At 66.5% G+C, this 24,519-nt stretch carries 24 protein-coding genes, 1 pseudogene and 1 riboswitch; of the genes and pseudogenes, 12 read left to right on the top strand and 13 right to left on the bottom strand.

Translation table 11 applies throughout. The features are described from left to right. Nucleotides 1-87 precede the first annotated feature (87 nt). Together J7I89_RS25885 and J7I89_RS03920 are read left to right on the top strand one after the other, a co-directional pair. The gene (locus J7I89_RS25885) at nucleotides 88-369 is read left to right on the top strand and encodes an FAD-dependent monooxygenase (protein WP_214967440.1); all 282 of its coding nucleotides are present in this window, start codon (nucleotides 88-90) and stop codon (nucleotides 367-369) included. A 35-nt stretch (nucleotides 370-404) separates the two neighbouring features. Then, nucleotides 405-692, top strand: a complete 288-nt coding sequence (locus J7I89_RS03920) for a hypothetical protein (RefSeq protein ID WP_214967438.1) — start codon at nucleotides 405-407, stop codon at nucleotides 690-692. A 79-nt stretch (nucleotides 693-771) separates the two neighbouring features. Here the strand turns inward: J7I89_RS03920 and J7I89_RS03915 are convergent, their stop codons facing one another. Continuing rightward, nucleotides 772-2,106, bottom strand: a complete 1,335-nt coding sequence (locus J7I89_RS03915; protein WP_214967436.1) for a phosphoribosyltransferase family protein — start codon at nucleotides 2,104-2,106, stop codon at nucleotides 772-774. A 266-nt stretch (nucleotides 2,107-2,372) separates the two neighbouring features. Between J7I89_RS03915 and J7I89_RS03910 the strand changes: the two genes are divergently transcribed. Next, the gene (locus J7I89_RS03910; protein ID WP_214967435.1) at nucleotides 2,373-3,374 is read left to right on the top strand and encodes a CapA family protein; all 1,002 of its coding nucleotides are present in this window, start codon (nucleotides 2,373-2,375) and stop codon (nucleotides 3,372-3,374) included. On the opposite strand, the gene ggt is transcribed toward J7I89_RS03910, so the two are convergent. The 3 genes from ggt to J7I89_RS03895 form a co-directional block, all read right to left on the bottom strand. Then, on the bottom strand, nucleotides 3,358-5,184 hold the full coding sequence (ggt, locus tag J7I89_RS03905) for a gamma-glutamyltransferase (RefSeq protein ID WP_214967433.1): 1,827 nt from the start codon (nucleotides 5,182-5,184) through the stop codon (nucleotides 3,358-3,360). The genes J7I89_RS03910 and ggt overlap by 17 nt on opposite strands. A 75-nt stretch (nucleotides 5,185-5,259) precedes the next feature. Beyond that, the gene (locus tag J7I89_RS03900) at nucleotides 5,260-5,760 is read right to left on the bottom strand and encodes a hypothetical protein (protein ID WP_214967431.1); all 501 of its coding nucleotides are present in this window, start codon (nucleotides 5,758-5,760) and stop codon (nucleotides 5,260-5,262) included. A gap of 41 nt (nucleotides 5,761-5,801) precedes the next feature. Next, a complete protein-coding gene (locus tag J7I89_RS03895) occupies nucleotides 5,802-5,966 on the bottom strand; it encodes a hypothetical protein (RefSeq protein ID WP_214967429.1) in 165 nt (54 codons plus the stop codon). Nucleotides 5,967-6,605: 639 nt separating this feature from the next. On the opposite strand from J7I89_RS03895, the gene J7I89_RS03890 reads away from it, so the two are divergent. The 3 genes from J7I89_RS03890 (at nucleotide 6,606) to J7I89_RS03880 (ending at nucleotide 10,761) form a co-directional block, all read left to right on the top strand. After that, complete coding sequence (locus J7I89_RS03890) at nucleotides 6,606-8,039, top strand: sugar porter family MFS transporter (RefSeq protein WP_214967427.1); 1,434 nt, start codon at nucleotides 6,606-6,608, stop codon at nucleotides 8,037-8,039. Between the two features lie 119 nt (nucleotides 8,040-8,158). Further along, on the top strand, nucleotides 8,159-9,199 hold the full coding sequence (locus J7I89_RS03885; RefSeq protein ID WP_214967425.1) for a LacI family DNA-binding transcriptional regulator: 1,041 nt from the start codon (nucleotides 8,159-8,161) through the stop codon (nucleotides 9,197-9,199). Between the two features lie 113 nt (nucleotides 9,200-9,312). Next, nucleotides 9,313-10,761 carry a cell wall metabolism sensor histidine kinase WalK gene (locus tag J7I89_RS03880; protein ID WP_214967423.1) on the top strand — a complete coding sequence of 483 codons (1,449 nt, stop codon included), beginning with the start codon at nucleotides 9,313-9,315 and terminating at the stop codon, nucleotides 10,759-10,761. 34 nt (nucleotides 10,762-10,795) lie between these two features. Here the strand turns inward: J7I89_RS03880 and J7I89_RS03875 are convergent, their stop codons facing one another. Next, entirely contained in the window at nucleotides 10,796-11,482 is a 687-nt protein-coding gene (locus tag J7I89_RS03875) for a response regulator transcription factor (protein ID WP_214967421.1), read from the bottom strand. A gap of 277 nt (nucleotides 11,483-11,759) precedes the next feature. Between J7I89_RS03875 and J7I89_RS03870 the strand changes: the two genes are divergently transcribed. After that, nucleotides 11,760-12,182, top strand: coding sequence for a hypothetical protein (locus J7I89_RS03870; protein WP_214967419.1), 423 nt, complete (start codon nucleotides 11,760-11,762; stop codon nucleotides 12,180-12,182). Between the two features lie 112 nt (nucleotides 12,183-12,294). On the opposite strand, the gene J7I89_RS03865 is transcribed toward J7I89_RS03870, so the two are convergent. From J7I89_RS03865 to J7I89_RS03840, 6 genes are all read right to left on the bottom strand, one after another. Then, nucleotides 12,295-12,624: a hypothetical protein gene (locus J7I89_RS03865; protein ID WP_214967417.1), complete on the bottom strand. Its 330-nt coding sequence runs from the start codon at nucleotides 12,622-12,624 to the stop codon at nucleotides 12,295-12,297. A gap of 85 nt (nucleotides 12,625-12,709) precedes the next feature. Continuing rightward, the gene (locus tag J7I89_RS03860) at nucleotides 12,710-12,967 is read right to left on the bottom strand and encodes a hypothetical protein (RefSeq protein WP_251044877.1); all 258 of its coding nucleotides are present in this window, start codon (nucleotides 12,965-12,967) and stop codon (nucleotides 12,710-12,712) included. 159 nt (nucleotides 12,968-13,126) lie between these two features. After that, complete coding sequence (locus tag J7I89_RS03855) at nucleotides 13,127-13,651, bottom strand: YbhB/YbcL family Raf kinase inhibitor-like protein (protein ID WP_214967415.1); 525 nt, start codon at nucleotides 13,649-13,651, stop codon at nucleotides 13,127-13,129. A gap of 9 nt (nucleotides 13,652-13,660) precedes the next feature. Continuing rightward, nucleotides 13,661-14,626 carry a carbohydrate kinase gene (locus tag J7I89_RS03850; RefSeq protein WP_214967414.1) on the bottom strand — a complete coding sequence of 322 codons (966 nt, stop codon included), beginning with the start codon at nucleotides 14,624-14,626 and terminating at the stop codon, nucleotides 13,661-13,663. A gap of 104 nt (nucleotides 14,627-14,730) precedes the next feature. Beyond that, complete coding sequence (locus tag J7I89_RS03845) at nucleotides 14,731-15,909, bottom strand: acyl-CoA desaturase (protein ID WP_214967412.1); 1,179 nt, start codon at nucleotides 15,907-15,909, stop codon at nucleotides 14,731-14,733. A gap of 13 nt (nucleotides 15,910-15,922) precedes the next feature. Beyond that, on the bottom strand, nucleotides 15,923-17,017 hold the full coding sequence (locus J7I89_RS03840; protein ID WP_214967489.1) for a ferredoxin reductase: 1,095 nt from the start codon (nucleotides 17,015-17,017) through the stop codon (nucleotides 15,923-15,925). 216 nt (nucleotides 17,018-17,233) lie between these two features. Between J7I89_RS03840 and J7I89_RS03835 the strand changes: the two genes are divergently transcribed. Next, nucleotides 17,234-18,694: an insulinase family protein gene (locus J7I89_RS03835; RefSeq protein ID WP_214967410.1), complete on the top strand. Its 1,461-nt coding sequence runs from the start codon at nucleotides 17,234-17,236 to the stop codon at nucleotides 18,692-18,694. Here J7I89_RS03835 and J7I89_RS03830 read toward each other — a convergent pair. After that, entirely contained in the window at nucleotides 18,691-19,518 is an 828-nt protein-coding gene (locus J7I89_RS03830) for an alpha/beta hydrolase (protein ID WP_214967487.1), read from the bottom strand. The genes J7I89_RS03835 and J7I89_RS03830 overlap by 4 nt on opposite strands. A gap of 258 nt (nucleotides 19,519-19,776) precedes the next feature. Between J7I89_RS03830 and J7I89_RS03825 the strand changes: the two genes are divergently transcribed. The 4 genes and pseudogenes from J7I89_RS03825 to J7I89_RS03810 all read left to right on the top strand — a co-directional run bounded on the left by J7I89_RS03825 (nucleotide 19,777) and on the right by J7I89_RS03810 (nucleotide 23,796). Next, a complete protein-coding gene (locus tag J7I89_RS03825; RefSeq protein ID WP_214967408.1) occupies nucleotides 19,777-20,883 on the top strand; it encodes a GTP pyrophosphokinase family protein in 1,107 nt (368 codons plus the stop codon). 6 nt (nucleotides 20,884-20,889) lie between these two features. Then, a pseudogene (locus J7I89_RS03820) lies at nucleotides 20,890-22,012 on the top strand (SulP family inorganic anion transporter). Nucleotides 22,013-22,115: 103 nt separating this feature from the next. Beyond that, nucleotides 22,116-22,315: riboswitch (cyclic di-AMP (ydaO/yuaA leader) on the top strand. Between the two features lie 3 nt (nucleotides 22,316-22,318). After that, on the top strand, nucleotides 22,319-23,074 hold the full coding sequence (locus tag J7I89_RS03815; protein ID WP_214967406.1) for a hypothetical protein: 756 nt from the start codon (nucleotides 22,319-22,321) through the stop codon (nucleotides 23,072-23,074). Nucleotides 23,075-23,283: 209 nt separating this feature from the next. Further along, complete coding sequence (locus tag J7I89_RS03810; RefSeq protein ID WP_214967404.1) at nucleotides 23,284-23,796, top strand: hypothetical protein; 513 nt, start codon at nucleotides 23,284-23,286, stop codon at nucleotides 23,794-23,796. A gap of 25 nt (nucleotides 23,797-23,821) precedes the next feature. Here J7I89_RS03810 and J7I89_RS03805 read toward each other — a convergent pair whose 3' ends face one another. Continuing rightward, nucleotides 23,822-24,391, bottom strand: coding sequence for a GNAT family N-acetyltransferase (locus J7I89_RS03805; RefSeq protein WP_214967402.1), 570 nt, complete (start codon nucleotides 24,389-24,391; stop codon nucleotides 23,822-23,824). Nucleotides 24,392-24,519: the final 128 nt, after the last annotated feature.

Genomic DNA, 24,519 nt, shown 5'->3' with positions numbered 1-24,519 from the left:
CGACTCGTACACCGCGGCCAACAGGGCTTCTCGCTGCTCGGATTCCATGCCTAGGGCACACTGGCGGATGGAACCACCGCCCGCACCATGACCCGCTCGCTGCTCTACGCCCTGCTCCGCAACGAGGCCGTGGAGCGCGGCGCCCGCATCGAGTACGGCAAGCGTCTGCAGGCGGTTGAGGAAACGCCCGACGGCGTGACCGCCCGCTTCGACGACGGCACCGCCGCTGCCGGCCACCTGATGGTCGGCGCCGACGGACTGCGTTCCGCCGTCCGACCGCAATCCTGCCGAGCTGGACGCTGCCGCACTCAAGGGCTGGCTGATGGGGCTCGTCTCCGGAGACCGCACACCGATGGCCGGGATTATTGAAGCCACGGACGGCATCATCACCCCGTACATGACCTATGACTTCCCCACCATTCCGAGCTGGCACCGCGGCGGCATGGTCCTGGTCGGCGATGCCGCCCCCTGGCACGTTACGAATCGGGCGCCGCGGCAGGGCCGAAGCGGTGGTCGAGTGGGGGCGCCGGAATGCGGCACCGAAGATCAGGGGCCAGTTCCAGCGGGTCTTCCAGGACGTGGCCCTCAGGGTGGTCTTCCGCTCGCTGTCACGCGGCGCCGCCGACAGCTTCGACTGGGTATACGGCCACCACATTCCATGGGGCCCCGCCCGGAGCGAGGCGGCTGCATAGCCCAACGGACGCATCGCGGTGGAGCCTGCCCTAAACGAGTGCGATGTAGAAGTTGGTCCACGCGGGCGGTGTGCCTCGGTCATCGGACGGGCTCGGTCCCCGGCGCACTGTCCTCCCCCAGCAGGTACCGCACAAACCAGTCCCTGGCCAGGACAGCTGCCTGCTCCAATGTCCCGGGTTCCTCGAAGAGGTGGGTTGCGCCCTGGACGAGCTCCAGCCGGTTGGCACAGCGCATCTGGGCTTGCGCGCCGCGGTTGAGTTCGAGGACCCGGTGATCTGCGCTGCCGACAATCAGGAGCGTCGGGGCGCGGACAAGGGCAAGCCACGGGCCGGCCAGATCCGGACGGCCTCCCCGGGAGACGACTGCGCCGATCTGTTCCCCTTGTTCGGCCGCCGCCCACAACGCGGCACCTGCTCCTGTACTGGCGCCGAAGTACCCCACGCCGCATGAGGCAGTGTCCGGCCGGCCGCCAAGCCAGCCCTTGGCCGCGGTTAGCCTGCGTGCAAGCAGTTCGATGTTGAACACGTTGGCGCGATCCAGCTCCTCCGCGGGGCTGAGAAGGTCCAGGAGCAAGGTGCCGAGTCCCGCCTGCTGGAGCACCGAGGCGACGAACCGGTTTCGCGGACTGTGGCGGCCGCTGCCGCTTCCGTGGGCGAACACCACCACCCCTGCAGCCGACCGGGGAAGGTTCAGGTGCCCTTGAAGCCGCACCCCGTCCGAGCGGATCTGGAGGTCCTCATCGAGGCCAGGGTTACCGGAGGGCGAAGACGCTCTCTGCGCACGCCGGGCGGCGGCTTCGAGCAGCAACGCCACTTCGTCGTCGCTCGTCGGTGAGAAGTCACGGTAGTGCTGGCTGACAGCCGTGAGTTGCCGGGGAGTGGCGAGGCACACCACCTCGTCCGCCTCCGTGAATGTGCGCAGGATGTCAGCAGGGGCAACAGGAACGGCCAGGATCACCCTTGCGGCACCCAGGTTGCGCGCGATGCTGCAGGCCACCCGGGCAGTTGACCCCGTGGCGATCCCGTCATCGACGATCACGGCGGTGCGGCCGCTCAGATCCAGCGTCCGGCCGGCACGGAGTCGTGCCACCCGGTCATCCAGCAGACGCCGCTCCCGTTGTTCCACGGCCTGCAGGTCTTCATGCTTGACCCTTGCGAGTGAGAGGATGCGTTTGTCCAGGGTGCGTGCCCCGTCTTCCCCGATGGCTCCCATCGCGAGTTCGGGCTGAAACGGTACGCCCAGCTTGCGCACCACGATCACATCCAGCTGCGCGTCGAGTGCCCGTGCAACCTCGAAGGCCACCGGAACTCCGCCGCGAGGCACGCCCAGAACGACGGCGTCCCCGCCACGCAGATACTCCAGCCGCAGCCCCAACTGCCGCCCTGCATCAGCCCTGTCCGCGAAAATGCCCATCACCGCGACGTTCCCATCAACACGGCGGCCGCAGACTCCTCCCGGACCAGGGATCCGGCCGCCCAGGGAATGGGGGCGCTGCGGCCTACTGCTCCTGCTCCAACTATCCCTCACGAATCCGCACCCTGCGAGGCCTTTTTGCTACGCAGAACCGCTGAAGCTCCCTGCGCCGGTTCGACGGCGGATATCGCCTCCGCCGGCTGATTGGCACCGGGCAAGGAAGCGGTGCATCCTGATAGCAAAGGCCTTTCAAGTGGAGGTGGGCCATGCAGATCGCGCTCCTGGGGGACGTCATGCTGGGCCGGCTGGTCAACGACGAGCTGAAGACGGCCGATCCCGCCTATCCCTGGGGCGATACCCTCCCAATCCTGCGACAGGCCGACATCACGTTCGCCAACCTCGAATGCGTCCTGGCGGACGACGGAAAACCTGTGGCCCACAAGGTGTACCACTTCCGCTCGGACGCCAAGAACGTGGAGAGCCTGAGGTCCGCGGCGATCGATGTGGTCGGGCTGGCCAACAACCATGTGCTGGACTTCGGCGTTGAGGCGCTGCGGGAGATGTTAGTGACACTCGATGATCACGGGATCCTGCGGGCGGGGGCCGGGACGGACCTGGAAGCGGCCCGGCGGCCGGCAGTCCGGCGGGTGGGTCCGAATGCGGTCGGCTTCATTGCCTTTACCGACAATCAGCCGGACTGGGAGGCAACCGGCCGCGCTCCAGGAATCCACTACGTCCCTGTGGACCATGTGGACGCCGGCGATCGCCGGGTGACGGATTTGTTGGAACTGGTCGGGCGGACGAAGGGCCGGGTCCAGCTGCTAATCATGTCGGCCCATTGGGGCGGGAACTGGGGATCCGACGTCCCGCCTGCCCATCGAAGCCTGGCGCGGGCACTGATAGAGGCGGGGGCCGACGTCGTGTTCGGGCATTCGGCCCATATTTTCCGCGGCGTCGAGATATACCGGAACCGGCCCATTGTCTACAGCGCCGGCGACTTTGTGGATGACTATGCCGTGGACCCGGTTGAACGCAACGACCAGTCGTTCGTCTTCCTCCTGGAAACCAGCGGAAGCGCACCCAGCAAGCTGCGTCTGCACCCGACGGAAATCGCCCGCTTCCAAACCCGGCTTGCGCGTCGGAGCGCGGGGGAAATTGCCGGGCGGATGCAACGGCTGAGCACGCAGCTCGGCACGCGGAGCAGCTGGATCGAGGGCGATAGCGTCTTGGAGATACCGACCGGCCCGGGCCTCACCTCGACGGATTGACCACCATCGCCGACCCGCCCCCGCGCCTGACCGGCTCGGCCGCGGCGACCATGCGCCCGTCGGACCTGAACTCGATTGCGGTTGCCGCGCCGATTTCTGCCGCCGACGTGAAGGCGTCACCCGACGGAGTGAACACATGACCGTACGGCTTCAGTCGCCTTTCGTATGCCGCGATGAAGGCCGGTTCGGCCGTGACCTTGGCAGCGTTCCGCTGCGCCGCGCGCGGTGCCGCAATCGCGTCGGAGATGCTCATGCCCAGGTCCACTCGGTTCAGGATCGTCTGCAGGACGGTGGTGATGATCGTTGATCCGCCGGGTGAGCCGAGCGCGAGGAACGGATCGCCGTCTTTCAGGATGATGGTGGGCGACATCGAGGAGCGCGGGCGCTTCCCCGGCTCGATCCGGTTCGGGTCTGCCGGGTCAAACACAGTCGAGAAGTCGGTCAGCTCGTTGTTGAGCAGGAATCCGCGGCCGGGCACCACGATGCCGGACCCGCCGGTCTGCTCGATCGTGAGCGTGTATTCCACCACGTTTCCCCACTTGTCGGCGACCGTCAGGTTCGTCGTCGAGATGTTCTCTGTGTCCCTCTCGTCGGCGGGGGCCGCGGCGGCGGCCGGGCACGCGCCGTCGTAAGCGGACACATCGCCCGGTGCCACGGGCTTCACGGCCGCGCGCTTCGGATCAATCTCGCACGAGCGCTCCTTCCCGAACAGCGGGTCCGTCAGGGCGTCCGTGGGAACGTCGACAAACGCGGGGTCCCCCACATACTTGCCGCGGTCCGCGAACGCGAGCGCGCTGGCCTCGAGGTAGTGGTGCAGGGCGTCGGGTGTTGACATCTCGGAAAGGTTGAATGTGTCCAGGATGTTCAGCGCCTCGCCGACTGTGGTGCCGCCGCTGCTCGACGGCGCCATGCCGTAGACGTCCAGGTCCCGGTATTCCACGTGCGTGGGCGACTGGTCCAGGGCGCTGTAAGCGGCGAGGTCCGCCGTCGTCAGGTGGCCGGCCGGAACGGGCAGCTTGGTGGTTTTGGTCTTCGGCGGAGCCTGGACGGTGTCCGCGATCTCTTTCGCGAGCGGGCCGCGGTAGAAGCCGGGCATTCCCTTCTGCGCGAGGAGCCGGTACGTTTCGGCGAGGTCGGGGTTCTTGAAAACACTGCCGACGGCGGGCGCGTCGCCGCCGGGGAGGAAGAGCTCGCTCGTTGAGGTGAACGCCGCGAAGCGGACCTTGTTGTCGAGGGTCTGCTGGCGGAAGGTTTTGTCGACCATGAAACCGCGATCCGCAACCTCAATGGCCGGCTCGAGTGCATCTTCGAGGTCCCAGGTGCCCCAGCGGTCCAGTGCGCGCTCCCAGGTGGCCGGCGTGCCGGGGACGCCCACGGAGACGCCGCTCGTGACGAGCTCCGGCGTGAAATTGTAGGGCTTGCCGGTCTTGGGGTCGATGAACGCGTCGGGCGGCATCGCTGCCGGGGCGGTCTCGCGGCCGTCGATGGTGCCCACCCTGCCGGTCTCGGCGTTGTAGAAGACGAAGTAGCCCCCGCCGCCGATCCCTGCGCTGTACGGCTCGGTCACGCCCAGGGTAGCGGCGGCCGCGACGGCGGCGTCCGCAGCGTTGCCGCCGTTGCGGAGGACCTCGATCGCCGCGGCGGAGGCCTCAGGGTCCACGGTGCTCACTGCGCCGTCACGCCCGGTGGCGGTCGCGGTCTTCTCCGGCTCCTGCGGATCGGCGAACGCGGGGCTGGCGACGGCGCCTCCCGTCACGCTCAAGGCCATCGCCGCCGTGATGGCAGCCAGTCGACGTCTCAGATGTGGCATGGTCGCTCCCGGGCTAGGGTTGTGCGGGTTGACGGTACTGCCACGCTACTCCGCCGGCGTAAGACACTCAACGCTTCATGAACAACAACAAACGGCCTCCTCAACCACGTCTACGACGGCTGGGATTCCGCGTTCCGAGGGCTTCCAGGGCAGCCCGGGCCCGCCGGAATGAAGATCGTCCAAGGCAGCGCTGTAAGCGTCCACGAAGCGTTGATCGTCGATCAGGTTGCCGAAGACCTCGCGGTTGGAGCCGAAGGCCAGCGGTTCCTCGCGCTGCCGCGAGGCGGCTGCCATCAGGGGTTCTTTCAGCCGGTCGACGACGTCGATGGGATCTTCGAGAACCCATTGTTCGAACGGCTCGCACACCACCTGCCAGCCCTCCTCGATGCCGAATTCATCGGCGATGGCGGCGCGGTCCGCGTCGGTGGTGACCGGGGTGATGCGGTCAACCATGCTGTTGGGGAAAGGGACATTTTCTGCGACCCAGTCGCCCAGCTCCGGGTCTTTGAGATTCGCGAACGCGGTGAACATTTTGCGGGCGACGTCGCCGTTGCCCTGGATGTTGTCGCAGGACATCACGGTGAACGGGTGAGCCCGCGTGCCCTCCGCCTGGTCTATCAGCGCGGGCTGCCGCCAAGAAGGCGTGCCCGCTGCCGGGGGTCCCTTGCCGCTGCCCCGGCTGCCGCCGCAAGACCGAACGCGCCGTCCAGCACCGCCCGGTCGGCGGATGCGGAGGACCCATAGGCGGCGAACTCCGCCGTGTGATGGACTGCGCCGCCCACGTCGTAGCCGCCCTCGCGGAACAGGGACTCGCGTGGATCACTCCGTCTCCGGGGCCGCGCCACCTCAGTGCCGGCTGGTCCGCTTTCATCCAGCTATCCTCCATCCCGGGCCAGCACGAGGCCCTCCTCCAGCGCCTCTGCGCAGAGCCCGCCTTCGGGACAATATCCCTGGTCTCGGGGCCCCACGCCTACGCCCCGGACCGGCTGGACGCCTCCCCGTTAGAGGAGCTGGCCGGCGATGGGCGGCCAGCTGGGCAGAGTTGGGCGCTGCCTGCGCCGTGTCGCCCCAGACGGCCCGACGGCGGGTGGAACGGTTCCTGGCGTCCGGCTACATGACGATGAGGTGCGATACTTCCGTTTCCGTCCAGCAGGGCCTGCGTGAAGTGAGCCTGGTCGACGAGTCAGGGCGCAGCCGGAGTGTGGTCCCGCTGCCGCTGTGGCGGGAGGCTTGAGTCGCCAGCCCTCGGGACGCCGCCCAGGGACCATTTACGGAACCCGCTGTTCATAGTTTGACCGCATGTCAGAACAAAGTATTGACTCTCCTATTAGAGCGCTCTAATCTGGGTAAACGGTGATCTGCACCACCCCTCACCATCCCTCAACCGAAGGCCGTCGCAGTTCCGGCCGACCGACCCCAGGATGTCAACAATGTCGTTGCAAGCAGCACGCCCGCCCGCATCGGGCTCCAAACATCGCGGATACCTCACCCGACTTACCGTCATCTCCACCCTTGGCGGACTCCTGTTCGGTTACGACACCGGAGTCATCTCCGGTGCCCTGCTTTACATGCAGGATTCGCTGGAGATGAACGCCGTCGAACAAGCCACAGTGGTCAGCGCCCTGCTGTTTCCCGGCGCCGCCGTGGGCGCACTGACCGGAGGCCGGCTCGCAGATGCACTCGGCCGCCGCGGGACGCTCCTTGTCTGCGCGCTGCTGTTCCTCCTGGGCGCCCTGGGCTGTGCCATTGCCCCGAACGTCGCCTTCATGGTAGCCGCCCGGGTGGTCCTCGGCCTCGGCGTGGGCGCCGCAGCCGTGACCTGCCCCCTCTATCTGGCGGAAATGGCGCCGGCTCATCTGCGAGGCCGTATGGTCACGATCAACGAGCTGATGATCGTCACCGGACAGATGCTCGCCTTTGCCATTAATGCGCTTCTCGACACCCTCATCCATGACACGTCCGTGTGGCGCCTTATGCTCGGCGTGGCTTCCATTCCCGCGATTGCGCTCCTGATCGGCATGCTCGCGCTGCCAGAGTCGCCGCGCTGGTTCGCGCTCCGGGACCGTTTTGCCGATAGCCGGCGCATCCTGGACCTGAGCCGGGACCCGCAAGAAGCTGACGCTGAATACAAGGAAATTGTCGAGTCGGCCAACACGGCCCGCAATGAGCGCTCACATGCCTGGCGCGACCTGAAGAACAACCCATGGATGCGCAGGCTTCTCTGGATAGGCATTGGACTCGCTGTGGTCCAGCAGGCGACCGGCATCAACACCGTCAACTACTACGCGCCCAGCATCCTTGAACGAAGCGGGCTCGGTGTGAGCGCCTCGCTGGTGGCAACCATTGCAGTAGGCGTGACGTCGGTGATCATGACGATCGTGGGCATCTGGCTGCTTGGCTTCATCGGCCGCCGCCGGATGCTGATCATCGGGTTCTCCGGCGTTGTCGGTTCCCAGGCACTTCTCGCCGTCGTCTTCATGCTCCCCCAGTCGAACGCCGTCAGTTACACGATCCTGGCCGCGATGATGCTCTTCGTCGCCTTCGTGCAGTGCTTCATCGGGACCTGCGTCTGGCTGCTCCTTTCGGAGATCTTCCCGATAGCCATCCGAGGATTCGCCATGGGCATTGCGGTGTTTGCGCTGTGGACCGTAAACGCGGCGATCTCCTTCCTGTTCCCGATCCTCGTGGTCGCCTTGGGATCGACGGGCACCTTTGCCGTGTTCGTGCTGGTGAATGTTCTGTCGCTGGTCTTCGTGGCGAAGTTTGTGCCGGAGACAATGGGCCAGTCCCTGGAAGAACTGGAGGTGCACTTCCGCACCGGCGCTTTGCCCATCATCGTTCCGGCGACCCGATGAAGTCCTGTCTCCGGACAGCCGCTCTCACCTGTCCGTAGCCGGAGCTGCTTCAGGGGTTTGTAGGGGCGGCGGCTGTCCGCCGCCCCTCCGCGATACGCTGGCCGGCAGGAGGTGGCCAATTGTCGGGGAATGAAGCAACGCAGCAGCGAAGGGGCAAGCGCGCCACGATTGTCGATGTTGCGCAGGAAGCTGGCGTCTCGCGGGCACTCGTTTCCCTGGTACTGCGGGGCTCGCCCAAGGTCAGCGAGCAAAAGAGGAAGGCCGTTGCCGAGGCAATGGCCGCCCTCGACTACAGGCCGAGCAACGCCGCGCGCTCCCTTGCCAGCGGACGCACGGGCATCGTTGGAGTACTGCTCGATGACCTGGCGAACCCTTGGTTCGTGGAGTTGCTCGACGGGCTAAAGAGCGTGTTCCTCGAGAAGGACCTGCGGATGGTCCTCGGTGATCCCCGCTATCTCGCCCGCCCCGGCGAAAGCCCGGTCTCCCCGTTTATGGATCTGCGCGTCGACGGACTCGTCATCGCCGGAGATATCCCGCCCGACGAAGACCTGGCGCGGGCATCCATGCACACACCCACAGTGGTGGCCGGTATCCGCGGATTCGACCTGCCCGCAGCGGACCTGGTCGGCAACGACGATGTCGCGGGCGCCCGCATGGCCGTCGAACACCTGATAGACCTCGGCCACCGCGACATCGCCCACCTTCTCGCACCGACCAGGTCCGGTGCACTGCGGGCCAGCGCCTACCGGGACACCATGTCCCGCAACGGCCTCCAGGATTACGTCCGGGTGGAGCAAACCGACATGACCGAAAAGTCCGGCTTTGATGCCATGGCCCGTCTCATCGACGGCGGCCGGCCGCCCACGGCGGTCTTTGCCGCGAACGACGTTCTCGCCGTCGGGGCACTCTCTGCCGCCGCCGAGCGCTCCGTTAGCGTTCCTTCACAGCTATCACTCGTGGGATACGACAACACCTATCTCGGGCAGATCCGGCACCTTTCCCTGACCACGGTTGACCCCGTCAGCCGTGACGTCGGCATACGTGCCGCGGAACTGCTGCTGGAGCGCATGGCGGAACCCCTCCTGCCCCAACGCACCGAAGTGCTGCCCCCTCACCTGGTCGTTCGCAGCAGCACGACGGCGGCCACCGGCTCCCGCTGAGCCGGACAGTGCTCAGGGGTTAGCTGAGCGAATACTGAGAGTTGTTGTGGAGAGGCTGAGAAATCCGCGTCCCGGGCTTTGTTTATGGCCCGTGGCGGCTGCATCCTTGGAGCATGGATGCTGTCCGGAAGGTTGCCGGTCGTGGCGTGCCCCGGACTCTCTGGGGTGTGCGAAAGCGCGCCACGGCCACTGCCGTGTTGGTCGTGGCTGCGGCGCTTATCATTGGCGGCCTGACGCTGCTGGTGCTGCTGCAGAAGTCGCTCGTCGCCACTGCGGAGTTCGCTGCCCGGGGCGAGGCCACGGAGGTCGCTGCCCAAATCTCCGACCAGGGCCTTGCTGGAGGGCGCCATTTCATCGAGTCTGCCGGCGAGGCCGGGCAGTATATCCAGCTCCTGGATCCGCAGGGGTCGGTCGTCGCCTCCTCTGTACCTGGCGCGGCAGCGGCTCCGCTGACCGGTTTGCGTCCGGACGCGGGGCAAACGCTGATCCAGGGCGTGCCCGAGCTGCCCAGCCTAGGTAACGACGACGAGTTCCTGGTTGTGGCGACCGGAGTCCATGACAACGGCGTTCTTTACACGGTGGTGGTGGCAGTCACGACCCAGGTCGAGGCCAACACCGTCGCCACGGTGTCGTGGTTCGTGCTCGGCGCCACGCCGCTGTTGTTGGCGCTCGTAGGGATAGCCGTCTGGATGCTGGTGGGCCGGTCCCTGCGCCAAGTGGAGAGAATCCGGGGCCAGGTTGCCATGATCAGCGCCCGCCGCCTGGACGGACGGGTGGAAGTCCCGCCTACCGCCGATGAGCTCCAAGCTCTGGCGCAGACAATGAACTCAATGCTGGAACGGCTTGAGGCGGCCGACCTGGAACAGCGGCGCTTCGTCTCGGACGCCAGCCATGAACTGCGCAGCCCCCTCGCCACCCTCAGCGCCGGGGTGGAAATCGCCGCCGCCGATCCCTCCGGACGAACGTGGGACGAGATGAAGTCGGTCCTTGCCGGCGAAACAGCCCGCATGCGGTATCTCGTTGAAAATCTGCTCACACTGGCCAAGGCCAATGACGGAGGGCTGCGCCTGGAGAAGACCGATGTGGATCTCGACGACGTCCTGAACGACGAGATCGTTCGGCTGCGCTCCACGAGCCGGCATCGGATCGTGGCACATCTTGAACCGGCGCGGATTACCGGCGATGCGCGCAGGCTCGCCCAAGTGGTCCGGAATGTCCTCGATAATGCCGACCGGTATGCCAAGTCCGTGGTTTCCATCGAGGTTCACAACGCCGAGGCCCAAGCCACGATAACCATCGATAATGACGGACCGCCCGTGCCGGCCGCAGACCGGGAACGGATCTTTGAGAGGTTTGTCCGGCTTGATGAAAGCCGGTCCCGCGAGCGAGGCGGCAGCGGCCTGGGTCTTGCCATCGCGGCCGCCGTCATGGCAGCCCATGACGGATCAATCAGGGCATCGGAAGCGCCCGGCGGCGGATGCCGCTTTGAAATGGTCTTCCCGCACGCCGCGTCCGCCGACGATCCCGGCAAGAAGGTCTCTGGCAGGAAAATCTCGCGGTAACCGGTAACGCCAGCCAGCTCCATACCTCGTAGCGCTATCCCACCGGGGTCCTGTCGGCGGTGAGAAGGTATCCCATGCCTCGGACGGTCATCAGGGTCTGCACGTCGAACGGGACATCGATTTTCCGGCGGAGGTACCCAATGTAGACCTCGACGACGTTCTCGCCGCCGTCAAAGGCCGCATCCCACACGTTGTCCAGGATCTCGCCCTTTGAAACCACCTGGCCGGGCCGCCGCATCAGGAAATGCAGCAGCGCGTACTCCTTGGCGGTCAGCGCAATCGCTGCCTCCCCGCGGCGCACCTGGCGGCTTGCCGTGTCAAGGCTCAGGGATCCCAGCTCCAGGACGACGGGCCGCTCCGGCGCTCCGCGGCGCATCAGCGCCCTTATCCTGGCCACCAGGACGACGAAGCTGAACGGCTTGGTCAAGTAGTCATCGGCTCCGAGGTCGAAAGCATCTGCCTGGTCATACTCGCCGTCCTTGGCCGTCAGCATCAAGACTGGCGTCCAGATTCTGCGGCTCCGGATTTCTTTCAGCACGTCGTAGCCATTCTTCAGCGGCAACATCAGATCGAGCAGAATCACATCGTAGGACTTCTCCGTCGCAGCCCAGACCCCGCTGACCCCGTCATGGACGACGTCCACCACGAATCCCTCGTTGGACAGCCCGCGGCGGACTGTGTCGGCCAACTGCTTTTCGTCCTCGACAATGAGAATTCTCACGCCCGCCTCCGCCCACTCATTCTCGAAGTATCCCTGACAGAGAGCTTTCCTGTCCCTACGGCACGGGCTTCTCAGCTTGCTCTCATGTCCGGTGCACGATCCTGTGCATAAGACTTTCGTAACCCAGTACAGGAAAGAATGCCACCATGTACGCCACTTCAGGGTCCGCGGTTACCCTCAGTCTTCCCCGGGTCCCAAATCTAAGTACGGACAAGCCACCGTGACCCTTTCGCGCCTCTGAACAAGCGAGAAGAGCCTACCGAGGAAGTGAAAGTCAGTGGCAAACGTACGATGGGAGCTTGTTCCCAACCCGGAGTGGGTACGAATGTATCGACGCGGCCTCAGCCGCGGGCAGATCTCGGCGCGGACGGGGGCGCCCATATCAACCGTGGGTTACCACCTGGCTGCCGCAAGGGCGGCCGATCCGGCGCTTCGTGAGGAGCACTTTGCCGCCGCCAACGGTGATCCTGCCAGAGCAACCCGACGAAGCGTCGAACGCATGAACGAGCTCGTCGGAATGGTGCGGCAAACAGGCCGGTATCCCGCAAATAACTCCTCAGAAGCCGCAGAACGCAACCTCGCAGCATGGCTGCGCCGCCGACGCCGGGACGCTGAGGCGGGGTCCCTTACCCGCATCCTCGATGACGGCCTAAGCGTCCTGCCGGACTGGAAGACCCCCAGGGGACGTCGGTCCGCCTGATGCGGGTACCCGGTGCTTGAGCCTGTCGAAACCTCGATCTCGACAGGCTCGATCAGCGGGCGGGCTCGATCAGCTGGCTCGCGCGATCTCGACAGGCTCAGTCAAGGGGCGGTCAGTCGTCCTCGGCGCCCTGGTTCAGGACCTGGAAGTCCGGGCCGAGGTTCACTTCGACTTCCGAGCCGCTGTTCAGCCGGATCTCAACTTCGTAGGCAGAGCCCGGGTCCCCGCCACCCTCAACGTCGGTCACGGTTCCCGGCCCCACCTTTGCAAGCGCGGCCTGGACTGCTTTGTCGCGATCGGCCTGGCTCAGGGTCCCTTGGGAACCTCCGTTCGTGGTCAAGTCGTCAACAACCAGGTTTCCGGCCGCCCCCGCAACCGTTGCGCCGCCCAGGGCTGCCGCGGCCACCGCTGCTCCGATGATCCATGCTTTTCTCTTGCGCACGACAGTCTCCTTTCACACCGTTTTTCCCAGTGTCCTACCGTTTTTTCGCCGGCACAACGCCACAAAAAGGTAACGCCCGCCCGGGCTACCCCCGGGCGGGCGATTCTGGTTCCTGAAGCGGGTGGCTTCCGCTACAGGAGGCTTGTTCCGATGTCTTTTCCGATCCGTTGGAGCAGCGCGGCGGAAGGTCGGGGTCCTTGGACGAGTCCCGGTCGGTGTATTCGGCCAGGGTGTAGACCCGGGTCAGCGCCATTTCGGACCAGCGCTCCCGGGGCAGGAGAGAGCGGCCGGCGACGGCGATGATCGGACGGCTTCCCGACCGGCGGGCGACGGCGGCCGGCATACTTCAGATTCCGCGTGTCCATGCCAGCTTCTTCACCGCTCCCGATCCCGGGGCTTCCGTCGCACAGCCCGGAAGCATAGATAGCCTACGCCTATCGGATGCCAGCCGCTGGTTGCGCCTGCCGAACCCGCGATCTCGACAGGCTCGATCAGCAGTCTCCTAGCGGCTGTAGATTCCCGTCAGCGTGGCCTTGCCCAGCAGGTGCTTGGCCAGCTGGGCTTCCAGCCCTGCGGGCCTGTTCCCGGCCTTCAGTTCTTCGACGTCCAGCGCATAGACGGTGACGACGTACCGGTGTCGGCCGTGCCCGGGCGGCGGTGCGGCGCCCAGGTAGCCGCGGAAGCCGGCGTCGTTCTTCAGCTGAATGGCGCTGGGCGGCAGCTGCTGGCCCGCCTCGGCTCCGGCTCCCTCCGGCAGCGACGTGACGTCCGCCGGGATGTTGAGCACGGCCCAGTGCCAGAACCCGCCGGCGCCGGGGGCATCGGGATCAAAGACCGTGACGGCGAAACTTCCGGTCCCCGCCGGGGCACCGCTCCAGCTCAGCTGCGGTGACTCGTCCGCGCCGCCTGCATGCAGCCTGCCGCTGCGCTGCGCGGGATGCAGGGTCTCGCCGTCCTGGAAGGATCGGCTGGTCAGCTCGAACGACGGAACGTCCGGGAGGTTGGGAAAGGGACTGGCGGATGTCATGGCTGCCTTTCAGATGATGGTGACTTCGGCTTCCTCTGCGGCCGCTTCCACGCGGTTGAGTTCGGCCCGCGTGGGCGGATTGGCCCCGGCGCGGGACACCGTCACGGCGGCGGCGCGAGTGGCATGCGCCATGAGGGCGGCGAGGTCTTCGGCGGGCAGGGCGCGGAGGTCGGCCCGGTTCTGGGCTCCGGCCAGGCCGCGGTCCACCACGCCGGACAGCAGCGCCGCCATGAACGAGTCACCGGCACCCACGGTGTCCGCCACTTCCACGCGGGGTGCGGCGAATTCGGCTTCACCGGCCGCCGTGATGCCCCACGGCCCGGATGCTCCGCGCGTCACCACCACCATGGCCGGGCCTCCGGCTCCGCCCAGCGACAGCCAGCGCCGCGCCGAGTCCAGCACGTCAACTCCGGGGTAGAGCCAGGCGAGGTCCTCGTCGGAGGCCTTGACGATGTCCGAAAGGATCACGAACTTCTCTGCCTGGCGCCGCGCATAGTCCGCATCCGGGATGATGCTGGGGCGGCAGTTGGGGTCGAAGCTGATGGTCGCGGAGGGGTGGGAATGTTCGACGGCGGCCAGGACGTCCGCGGCGCCCGGCGCCAGCATCGTGGCAATGGAGCCGGTGTGCAGCAGCGTGGTGCCCTGCAGCATGAACGGCAGCCGTTCCGCGAGTCCGGGAAGCTCCCAGGCGAGGTCGAACGTGTAGGTGGCGGCGCCGTCGTCGTCCACCAGTGCGGTGGCCACGCTGGTGGGCAGGCCGTCCGGGGCCTGCGGGAGCATGACCGAGCTGGCCTTCAGGTGGGCGGCCACCGACTCCCCGTAGGCGTCGCGGCCGTAGCGGCCGATGAACTGCACGGGGTGGTCCAGGCGCGCGAGGCCAACCGCGACATTGAGCGGGCTTCCGCCGACGTGGGCTTCGATTCCGGAACTGCGCTGGACCACGTCAACGAGGCTCTCGCCAATAACTGTGAGCATGGACATACTCTGCCAGAGAACGCGGCCCGGCGCTCAGGTCATCCGGGCAGGCAACAGTGCAGCGGACCGACCGGCCCGCTGCACACGCCCGCTGCGGTTTTTTGCTAGGACTTCTTTCCCGGCAGCGCGAGCTTGAAGACCTTGGCCCAGGACGATCCGACCTGCTTGAGCAGCGGACCGGTGGTGTACGGCAGGCCGTAGCGCTTGCAGATTTCCTGCACCTTCGGGGCAACCTCGCCGTACCGGTTGGACGGCAGGTCGGGGAAGAGGTGGTGCTCGATCTGGTGGGACAGGTTTCCGGTCATGAGGTGCATGAACTTGGAGCCGGAGATGTTGGCTGATCCGATCATCTGCCGGACGTACCAGTCGCCGCGGGTCTCGCCTTCCACCATTTCCTCGGTGAACGTGTCAGCCCCTTCGGGGAAATGGCCGCAGAAGATCACCGCATGGGCCCAGACGTTGCGGACGGCATTCGCGGTCAGCGTGCCGTACAGCGCCTGCTTGCCGGAGCCGGTCAGCATGGCGACGGCCGGAGTGGCGGCGTAGTCCTTGGTGAACTGGGTGACTACCTTGCGGCCCAGGGCCTTGAGGTCACGTTTCATGGAATCCTTGGACTTCTTGCCCTCCTGGTAATCCGCCAGCTCGAGATCGTAGATGGCGATCCCCCACTCGAAGATGGGCGCCAGGATGGCGTTGTACAGGGGGTTGCCGAGGTTGTGGGGCTTCCACGGCTGATCGGCGTCCATGCGGAGGAGGTTGTATCCGACGTCGTTGTCCCTGCCCACCACGTTGGTCCAGCGGTGGTGGAGGTCATTGTGGGTGTGCTGCCACGAACGTGCCGGGGTGACGAAGTCCCACTCCCAGGTGGTGGAGTGGATGTCCGGGTCCCGCATCCAGTCCCACTGGCCGTGCAGGATGTTGTGCCCGATTTCCATGTTTTCCAGGATCTTGGCGAGGCTCAGCAGCGTGGTGCCCGCGACCCAGGCGCCCTTGTTCCGGCTCACCAGCAGCGTCGCGCGGCCGGAGATCTCCAGAGCCCGCTGGATCTTGATAACACGGCGGATGTACGCGGCGTCTGAGGCGCCGCGCTTGGCCAGGATGTCGTCCCGGATGGCGTCCAGCTCGCGGCCCATCTCGGCAACCTGCTCGTCCGAAAGGTGGGCAGCGGCCGGCGGACGCACCAGCGGGCTCCCGGAAGATGCCAGCGCCCCGGGGCGGTGTTTTGCCGCCGCCCCGTTGATCGACGTCGATTTCGCGGCTGTGCGGTCAGATATTGCAGTCATGCGATGTTGCTCCTCAGATGTCGAGGTTAACGGGCCCGGCGGCTGCCGAAACACACGTCTGGATTAGTTGGCCCGGTTCGCCGTGGACCTCGCCGGTGCGCAGGTCGCGGACCTGGCCGGCCCGCAGCGGGAGCAGGCAGCTGTGGCAGATGCCCATGCGGCAGCCACTGGGCATCAGGACGCCCGCGTCTTCGCCCACGTCGAGCAGCGGGGTGTTGCCGTCCGCCTCGACCTCGCGGTCGGAGGCCTCGAAGGTGACCAGTCCGCCATCGTGCCCTGCTCCGCCCACCAGGCTGGTGTTGAAGCGTTCGATGATCAGGTTGATGGGGTCGGCCGCGAACGGACCCGGCGCCGCTTTCTCGTGGGCGGCGGCTTCGCTGGACCACAGGGCCTCGGCGTCGTCAAGGAACTCCTCGGGGCCGCACGCGTAGGCCGCGCGCTGGCGCCAGTCCGGGCACAGTTCCTCCAGCTGGGCGGTGGAGCCGAAGTCCAGCCGGCCGTGTTCGCCGGTGTACCAGTGGGTGACGCGGAAGTTGGGGAACTGGTCCGCGAGCTCGGACAGTTCCTCGTGGAAAATGCTGTCCTGCGGCGTGCGGGCCGAGTGGATGAGCACCACATCGGCATCCGGACGGTGCGGCACCAGGGTGCGGACCATGGACATGACCGGCGTGATGCCGCTGCCCGCAGTGAGCATCAGCAGCGGCCGCGGGTGTTCCGGCAGGACGAAGTCGCCCTGCGGCGGCGCCAGGAACAGGACGTCGCCGGGCTTGGTCTGCCGGACCAGGACGCCGGAAACCGCGCCGACGTCGCTCACGGTGATGGCCGGATCCTGCCCGGCGGGGGCGCTGAGCGAATACGAGCGCCAGTGGCGCACGCCGTCGAGCTCCACGCCGATCCGCGCCCACTGGCCGGCCTTGTGGGCCTTCCAGCCGCGGCCGGGGCGGAAGTGAATCGTGGCGGAATCCGCCGTTTCCGGGACAACCTGGGTGACCACGCCGCGCAGCTGGCGGGCGGAAAAGACAGGATTAAAAAGCGCAAGAACATCCTCCGGCGCCAACGGGGTGGTCAGAACGGAGGCGGCGCGCGCCAATTTGCGAAGCCGAATCATGTTGTCCACCACCTGTTGGATTCACCCATATATTTCTCCTAGTGAAACCGGTGATCGTAATATACAAAACTACCCCAACCCCCAGCTACTAGAGTCCCCCATGCAGATGCCGCTAGCAACCGGGAGCGGTGCAGGGCGCCTGACCGGGTAGCTCCGGGGGCAGGGCTGGTGCGCCGCTGACCGGCAACAACCGGCAGCGGCTTTACTATCTACCCCATGACATTGCAACGAACGGACGTCGACGGAGTTCCCGTCTTCTGGGTGGACGGGCCCCAGCCATTCACGGCCCACCTGATCTTCCGCGCCGGAGTCCGGGACGAATCCTTCATGACAACCGGCCTCACCCATCTGGTGGAACACCTGGCCATGTCATCAATTCCTGACCTCCGCCAGAACCACAACGCCGGAGTTGAGCCGACATTCACCTCATTCACGGCCAGCGGCAAGGCGGAGAGCGTGGGCTCATTCCTCGCCGCAGTCTGTTCCGCCGTTTCCGCCCCCGACTTCGGCCGGCTGGACGTGGAGACGAAGGTCCTCACCGCCGAGGGCTCCGGCACTGTTCCACCGGCAACCGCGGAGCACCTGCGGCACCGCTTCGGCCTGTCGTCGCTTGGCCTGGTGGATGTGTCCCCGCCGGCGCTGGAGGCGATCGGATCCGCCGAGATCCTGCAGCTCCTGCGGAGGCATTTCACCGCCGGGAACGCCGCCTTGGCCCTGAACGGCGCTCCGCCCGAGGGGCTCCGGCTGCCTCTGCCCGAGGGACCGGCCCGCCCGCCGGCCGCTGCCGAACCCCTGGGCAGGCGGCTGCCCATGTGGTTCGAACAGGGCGGACCGCGGCTGGGCGTGTCCTTCGAGGTTCCTGCTGACACGGAATCCCGGCGTGAGGCCGCGCGGGCCTTGTCACGGATAGCCTGCCGGCGTGCCCGCCGCACTTTGCGGCAGGAGCACGGCTGGATCTACGACATCGACTGCCTGCACATTTTCGAGGACGACGGCCGGGGCGTGCTGTGCTTCGAGTCGGACCCCACGGCACAGCATGCGGAGGATGTGCGGCTCGGGCTTATGGCGATTCTCCGGGATCTGCGGCTCAACGGGCCCACCGCCGAGGAGCTGAACCTCGAAGTGGAGGAGGTCCAGGAGTATCTGGATGATCCGGCCGCCGCTATTGAAGTGGCTGTGGCGGCCGCGGAGTCCCATCTGCTCGGCCGAGCCGCCGTGTCTCCGGGGGAAAAGGTGGCGTTGGCGCAGGGCGTCACGGCGGCGGCCTGCCGGGCAGCCCTGGATTGGCTGGAGGAGACGGCCATCTTCGGGATGCCGGAGGGGACCCGTCCCGGCGACGACAACCTCAAGTCGGATCAGGACAGGACCGTCGACTGGCTGGGCGGAAAGGAGTTCCGGCGCAGCGTGCGCGGCGCCTTCTACGGCGTTCCGGGCGGGAGCAAGCTGTTCGTCGGCGACAAAGGCGTGACCCTCTCCACCGACTACACGGCGAGCATCAGGTGGGAGGACCTGGTGGGAGTCGCCGTCGCCCCGGACGGCCTCGTCACCCTCATCGGCGCGGACTCGCAGGAGATCACGCTCCGGGATGTGTGGTTCGGGAACGGCAGGCAGGCGATCGAGACCATCCTGGACAGGGCAGGCGAAGGCTGCCGGTTCACTCCGGCAGCCCTCCCCTAAAGTTCCAGCAACTCCTGCACCAGCTCGCGGCATTTCCGGTAGGACGAGGCCTTCGGGTCGATCAGCGCAAAGTGGTCCCCGGAAACCTTGACCACCTGCACCGGCGCCCCCGCGGCACGGGCGGCGGCCACATAGGCCTCCGACTGGCTCATGGGCACGGTGTCGTCCTCAAGGCCGTGGACCGCGTAGATCGGCACGTCCAGCGGGACGGCGCTCATGGGATCGGCGTACTTGTGGCGCTTGGGGTACTTGCCGGACGAGCCGCCCATGAAGTTGCTCACCGCGCCGTTGCTGAGGTCGAGCCAGTCGGCCTGGGCCAGGTTGAGCAGCCCGGACTGGCTGACCACGCCCGTCAGGTGCACTGCCTCGCCGTTGAGGTTCCGCAGGACCTGCCGGTCCGCGTCCGGCGTCCCGAGCCCGGCGAGCCGGTCCCGGCCGGCGGCCCAGACGGCGAGGTGGCCGCCGGCGGAGTGCCCCAGCGCCACGACACGGGAGATATCCAGTCCGTGTTCTTTGGCAATTTCGCGCAGTTTGTCGATTCCGGCGAGCACGTCCTCGAAGGTGTGCGGCCAGCCCCCGCCGTTGCCTGCCCGCCGGTATTCGAGGTTCCAGGCCGCCATTCCGTGTGCGGCGAGGTCCTTGGCGAGCGGCTCGCCCAGCTCAGCCCCGTACTGCGAGCGCCAGTAGCCGCCATGGATGACCACCACCACCCCGCGGGTCACGGTGTGCTTGCTCCGGGACGGGGATGCTGGGGGCGGTTCTGGCAGAAAGAGCTCGCCCCATTGGCTGGGGTGGTCACCGTATTTGTACTTCTGCCGCTTCACTGCATCCTCCTTGGGTCCCGGTGAACAGGAAGCGCCCAGCGCCGCCAGCGTCACCACTGCCGCAGCACCCGGCAGTCCATTGGACAGCAGGGCACGACGGCGCACATCAGCCATATGCCGAGCCTACAGGGGAGCTGGTCGCGCCGCGCGGAAGCCGCTGCCGCAACGGGGCGAACGGTCCGGTTTCAGGACAACGACGGCGGCTGGCGGCGGGTGTCACCCGCGGCCACTGTCGCACCCCCTTGATAGTTTGGAACCATGGCAAGCAATTGGGATCGCCTGGGCGTCAGTCAGCGCGACTCCGTGCAGGAAAACGTAGAACTGTATGAGCGCGTCCGGCCTGCCCTGAAGCTGGTCACTCGCGAGGTCTTGCTTACTCTCCGGACCATGCTCAAGGACACCGAAGTCACGCCGCTGTTCGTTACCGGCCGCACCAAGTCCGTGGAGTCCTTCCGGGAGAAAATCTCCCGGACCGAGGAGCCGCTGGAATCGGGCGGCCCAAGGGTGCTGAAGTTCCCCGATCCGTTCCGCACGCTCAATGACATGGTGGGCGTCCGCGTCATCACCAAGCTGCCGGCCGAAAACGCCGCGGTGGCCAACCTCATCAAGCGCCAGCGGCAGCTCTTCGACTGCCGCGGCGACCGCGAGAAAGACATCGGCTCCATCGAGTCCGGAACGTACGGCTACTCCAGCCGCCACCTCATCCTGCGGACCATCCAGAACGAGGCCGTCAAGGACTACCAGCAGGTCTTCAATCCGGAGGCGCAGCCCAACGGCAGCTACTTCTTCGAATGCCAGATCCGCACCGTGTTTGCGCATGCGTGGAGCGAAATCGAGCACGACATCCGCTTCAAGGCGGAGGACCCGCGGGCCTGGACCCCCCACTTTGACCGCCAGTTCACCGCCACCGCCGCCATGCTCGAAACGGTGGAGACAGCCTTCGCTGACCTGCATGAACGCTACGAGGAGGTCCGCGGCTACTGGGACATGGACGGCGAGGGCGCGGCCCCGCTGACGCCCAACCGCATCCGCGACGTCTGGCGTACGCTGCTGCCGCACGTAGACCGTAAAGTGGACGACGACTGGGGATGGGCGGCCGAGCTCATGGCAGCCCACGGCCTTAACCAGACCGTGCAGCTCGCCGGGCTGCTCAGCGCCAACCGGATCACCGAGGTCCGCAAGGCCCTGGACCACCGCTACTCCCCCGGCCCGGACCGGCTGCTGGACGACCTCCTCCTCTGGCAGTACGGCACCAAACACGTTGACCTCACCGCCGAGGCGCCCGACGCCGTTCCGCACCCGCGGCGCGACAGCCTCCAGCGGCGGCTGAAACAGATCGAGCGCTACCGCCAGACCAAGAAATAGGGATCCATGAAGCCCGAACAGCTCCAGTCCGTCCGGGCAACACTCCGCTCCCCGCGCCGCCTCAAGACCGAGGCGCTGGCTGGACTGGTGGTGGCCCTCGCGCTCATCCCCGAGGCCATCGCCTTCTCCGTGATCGCAGGGGTGGATCCCCGAATCGGCCTGTTCGCCTCCTTCACCATGGCCGTGACCATCTCCTTCGTGGGCGGCCGTCCCGCCATGATTTCTGCAGCCACCGGCGCCGTGGCCTTGGTGATCGCCCCGCTGATGCGCAGCCAAGACGCTGGAGACCTTCCAGACCATCGCCCCGTTTGCGCTGTCCATGGCGCTCGTGGGGCTGCTGGAGTCACTCATGACCGCCAAACTCGTGGACGACATCACCGACACCCGCTCCAACAAGGCCCGCGAGTCCTGGGGCCAAGGCGTGGCCAACATTGTCACGGGCTTCCTGGGCGGCATGGGCGGCTGCGCGGTGATCGGCCAGACCATGATCAACGTCAAGGGCTCGGGCGCGCGGAGCCGGGTTTCCACGTTCCTGGCCGGCGTGTTCCTGCTGGTGCTGGTGGTGGTGCTGGGCGACGTCGTGGGACTCATCCCCATGGCCGCGCTGGTGGCCGTGATGATCTTCGTTTCGGCCATCACCTTCGACTGGCACTCGGTTGCCCCGAGAACCCTGAAGCGGATGCCCCGCTCCGAAACGGCCGTCATGCTGATCACGGTCGCCACCGTGGTGGCGACCCACAACCTGGCGATCGGCGTCGGCGTCGGGGTGCTCGCCGCGATGGCGATGTTCGCCCGGCGCGTTGCCCACTTTGCGACGGTGGAACGGACCGAGGTGGAGCTGAACGGCCGGACCGTGGCCACATACACCGTGGACGGCGAGCTGTTCTTCGCGTCCTCGAATGACCTCTACACGCAGTTCGACTATGCACGGGACTCGGAGCCGCACATCGCCGGAGTGGTGATCGACCTGCATGCCTCGCACCTCTGGGACGCCTCCACCATCGCCGTGCTGGACGCGGTGACGGAGAAATACCGCAGGCACGGCAGGGAAGTCGAACTGATCGGACTGAACGCTGCCAGTATCCAGATGCGCGAACGCCTCGCCGGGAAGCTCAACGCCGGACACTAGGGCGTCCGCACAGGGCCGCCGGGGGTGCCGTTACCTTAATGTGACATTCGCAGGAGCCTCCCGTACCGTGGAAAAGGTGTCCTTTTCACCGAAGAGGGCATTCCCGCGCTGATTGCCTAACTCTGCCGCAGCCCGGGATACGTTCGCAGACCATGTACGGCAGAGACGGGGAAACCAAATTTCGGCCCGCTTGAACGGGCCTTGGGGTGAAGCCGCGAAGATCCTGCTTCTGTTCAGGACGCGCGGCCGGGTGTCTCCCATCCGAATCCGACAGCTCACCTCGCAGGCATCGGGAGAGGCTCCTTCATGTCGTCACGCAACACCCATGGCCGCCGTGCAGCGGCCACCCGCTCAAATCCGCTCGTTTCCGCCTCCCGCGCCGTCACGGCAAATGCCGGAGGACTGGGACGCCAGACCGCCGTCATCCTCGCGGCGTCCGGGCTTGCCTTCACCGGAAGCATCGCGGCGAATGCCGCCAACGGACCCGTCCAGCAGGAGGCCGCCCCGGCCGCGGCACCCGAGGCCGTCAGCCAGGCGCAGGCTCCGCTGAGCGCGGACTCCAGCGTCCGGATTGACTACGAGCGCCCCGCCGTGAAGTCCACCCCGGCTCCCGTCGTGGAGGCTCCCGTAGCGGAGGCACCGCCCGCGGCGGAGACCCCGGCGCCCGTGGCCGCACCGGCACCGGCGAAGATCACCGTCCAGGCCGCAGCGGCTCCGGCCAAGGCCCCTGCGGCTGCCGGCAGCATCAACGCCTCCATGGTCTCGTCCGCCTACGCCCAGCTGGGCATCACCCAGGACTGCACCGCCATGGTTGAAAAGGCACTCGGCGCCTCAGGGATTCCGGTGGGCGACCTGGCCCCGATGCAGTTCATGAACTACGGAAACGTCGTGTCAACTCCCCAGCCCGGGGACATGGTGGTCCAGTCCGGCCACGTGGGAATCTTCGTCGGCGACGGCAAGGTTCTCAGCGGCGGCATGAACGGCTCCAACCAGACCGTGGTCCACCCGCTGTCGTGGCTGACTGCCACAGGCCCGGTCACGTTCGTGCGGGCCGCGGCCTAACAGCGTCCCAGCCAGCGTTCACCGAAGCCCCAGGGCATCGCGAGGAGGGCCGGTGTTCCGCTGCCTTGGGGGCAGCGGAGCGCCGGCCCTTTCGCTGTTCTTATGCCGTATCTCATGATGCGCTTCGCATTTCCCTGCACCGGCCGCGAACTTCTCAGTATGCTGACAGGACAGCCAATGTGACTGCCCGCCACCGGGAGGAAAAGACCGTGAATGAGAGCAACGGAACAATCGACGACAAATCGTTGTCCGCGTATCTGCACAGCCATCTGATAGCGGCAGCCGCCGGCGAGCGCCTCTTCGAACAGGCAGCCAAGAGCTGGAACGGCACACCGCAGGGCGCCACCCTCAGCCACCTTGCCGTCGAAGTGAGCGCGGACAAGGCAGCGCTGCACGAGATCTCCGACCAGCTGCATCTGCACATGCCGGCTTATAAGAAGCCGTTGTCGTGGATCAGTGCCCAGCTCGGCACCATGGATCCGCTGAATCCACTGCACTCCCCCGACGGAGCCAGCGGCCAGCTCGCCCTCGAAGGCCTCCTCAGTGCCGTCACCGGAAAGTCCCTGCTCTGGAAAACACTGATGGTCCTCTCCCGAACGGACGAGCGCATCGACCCCGCCACGGCCAATGGCCTCCTGGACCGCGCGAACGAGCAGATCCGGGAAATTGACGCGCTTCTGCTGGACTCGACGCCGGAGCGCTTCGCCAAGTCCGACGGATGACGGGCGGCTAAACCTCGGCCGCACCTTACGGACGTGTCCGGGCTAGCTCCCATTCACTTCGGGTGATCGCGTACTCGACGTCGCCGTGTTCATCGCCCGGGATCGACACCGGCCAGTCCGCGACGAAGGCCCGCACGAGACGCATCCCAGATTTCTCCATCACTCTTCGCGAGGCTGTGTTGACTGCCATGGTCGAAGCAACGACCCGTTGCACTTCGAACTCGGCAAACCCCTTGGCGATCAGCGCGCGACAACCCTCCGTCGCATACCCCTTTCCCCAAGCCGCGCACCGCAACCGGTAGCCCAGTTCCGGCTGATCGAGTGGGTCACCGGGGGCTGGTCGGTAGTGGAACCAGCCGAGGAAGTCCTGGGTTGCCTTCTCGACCGCGGCCCAGAATCCGTAGCCGGGGAATTCCCGGTAATAGCCGAGGAATGCTGGAAGTAACTCGTCTTCAACCTCGCCTCGAGAAGTGGGGGCGCCGCCCGTGATGTATCGCATCACGCGCGGATCGCCGTCCAACTCCACGAGTAGGTCCACGTCGAAGAGATTGAACTGACGCAGCAGTAGCCGTTCCGTCTCAAGGAATACGAGCATGCGGACATTCTCGCATCTCCGCGGGGCCATGCCGAGCAGCAGCTTCTCAGCCGTTTTGAACTGATTCACTCCACGGAAGCGGAAGCCGAGTCGGTAAAGATGCGGGCGTAGCCAGCCGCAAGCGTCCC

This window comes from Arthrobacter sp. ISL-5, assembly GCF_018613835.1.
Taxonomy (GTDB): Bacteria; Actinomycetota; Actinomycetes; order Actinomycetales; family Micrococcaceae; genus Arthrobacter.
Note: the sequence above shows the minus strand (reverse complement) of the source record. Positions and strands in the feature narration are given on the sequence as shown.